Origin of the sequence: Streptomyces sp. NPDC051452 (assembly GCF_044454765.1) — a bacterium.
Classification (GTDB): Bacteria; Actinomycetota; Actinomycetes; order Streptomycetales; family Streptomycetaceae; genus Streptomyces.
Map to the genome: position 1 here is coordinate 1 of NZ_JBITEB010000046.1, position 1,927 is coordinate 1,927.

A 1,927-nucleotide genomic window follows, 5' to 3' on the forward strand; every position below is an offset into this window, starting at 1 on the left:
TGCTGGTCGTGTGTCACGAACGCTGAAGGAGGCGTCGATGTAGGAGCTTCTGGAAGCGGTGCTGTGCAGGAGATGGAGGTAGGTCCTCCGGGGTCGCCCTGCAGGGGGAGGCTCCAAACCACCGTAGGCTGCGTCGGTTAAGGGCCGTTCGTGGTGAGCGCTGCGGGAAAAGGCGCGGCGATGATCGCGTCAGGTGTGGGTCAGGAAGGCGAGCGAGAGCAAACCGCTGATGACGTGTCGTAATAAACTCCAGTGGCGTCGAAACCAGGGCGAGACCAGGGCTCTGGGACAAGTCCGGGGGGAGCCTGCTGACTGCCCGGATGGCGTCCGGCATGTAGGCGGCGCGAGCTTGACCTGGGCTCTTGCACGGAACGTGAGAACCTGTCGCCCCGATACGGCTGCCGGTCCGTGGGGCCGGCGGCGAGAGGGAGATCCCCAAGCGGCCACCACCGCAAGGGGCGGAGTACCGATGCGGGGCACGGGGGCAGACCGTCTCGTAGTAGTGAGGAAGCCCGGTAATGCGGGTGGAGCGAAGGGGACGGATCATCCAGGTCTGCTTGACGGTCAACCGGAGTTCCCGGGAGGAGCCGGATGAGCGGGCCAAAGCCGTTCGAGATCTCGAAGCACGTGGTCTGGGAGGCGTATCTCAGGGTCAAGGCGAACCGGGGAGCGGCCGGGGTCGACGGCGAGTCGATCGAGCAGTTCGAGGCTGACCTGCAAGGCAACCTCTACAAACTGTGGAATCGCATGTCGTCGGGCAGCTACTTCCCGCCGCCGGTGCGGATGGTGGAGATCCCCAAGCCCGGGGGAGCAGGCAAGGTCAGAGTCCTCGGAGTGCCGACAGTCGCGGACAGAATCGCGCAGACGGCGGCGGCCATGGTCCTGGAGCCGGGGGTGGAACCGTCGTTCCATCCCGATTCCTACGGCTATCGGCCCCGCAGAAGCGCGCTGGACGCGGTCGCGGCCTGCCGGGAGCGGTGCTGGAGGACCGACTGGACGGTCGACATCGACATCCAGGGGTTCTTCGACAACCTCGACCATGATCTGGTCCTCAAGGCGGTGGCCCACCACACCGACCAGCGGTGGATCCTGCTGTATGTGGAGCGCTGGCTGAAGGCCCCGCTGCAGCACCGAAGCGGCGAACTGGTCGCGCGAGATCGCGGGAGCCCACAAGGCTCGGCGATCTCACCCTTGTTGGCGAACCTGTTCATGCACTACGCGTTCGACACCTGGATGGACCGGGCCTTGCCGGGCGTCCGGTTCGAGCGCTACTGCGACGACATGGTGGTTCACTGCCGCACCGAGGCCGAGGCGCATCAGGTGCGTCAGGCCATCGGCCAGCGGCTGGCCGAGTGCGGGGGCTTGCGGCTGCATCCCGACAAGACCCGCATCGTGTACTGCAAGGACGGCAAGAGGCGTGGTTCGTACGAGCACGTCTCGTTCACCTTCCTCGGATACACGTTCCGCTCGCGCAAGGCCCGGACGAAGACGGGGGAGTACTTCTACGGCTTCAACCCGGCCATCAGCGATGCGGCGGCCAAGCGCATCCGGGCGCAGATCCGCAGATGGCGGCTGCACCTGCGCAGTGGATCGTCCCTGGCAGACCTCGCACGGGAGATCAACCCAGTCGTGCGGGGATGGATCAACTACTACGGCCGGTTTTATCCGTCTGCGTTGGTCCCGAGCCTGAAGGGCATCGATCACTATCTGATGCGATGGGCCATGCAGAAGTACAAGCGGCTCCGGCGACGCCGAAGCCGGGCATGGCAGGGCCTGGAGAAGACAGCCAGGCTCTACCCGGGGCTCTTCGCCCACTGGAAACTGCTCCGGCCTCGAACGACTGGATGATGGGAGCCGTGTGAATCGAGAGGTTCACGCACGGTTCTGAGAGAGCCGGGAGGTGAGATCCCTCCTGGCTACTCGCTAG

The 1,927-nt window shown here is 65.4% G+C and carries 1 protein-coding gene; it reads left to right on the plus strand.

The features are described 5' to 3' along the window. The first annotated feature begins 591 nt into the window (after positions 1–591). The gene (gene ltrA, locus ACIBA9_RS38130) at positions 592–1,848 is read left to right on the plus strand and encodes a group II intron reverse transcriptase/maturase (protein WP_399370373.1); all 1,257 of its coding nucleotides are present in this window, start codon (positions 592–594) and stop codon (positions 1,846–1,848) included. The last annotated feature ends 79 nt before the right edge of the window (positions 1,849–1,927 follow it).

Coding starts and splice junctions, on each gene's coding strand:
- ltrA (WP_399370373.1), top strand. CDS start 592: ATGAGCGGGCCAAAGCCGTTCGAGATCTCGAAGCACGTGGTCTGGGAG.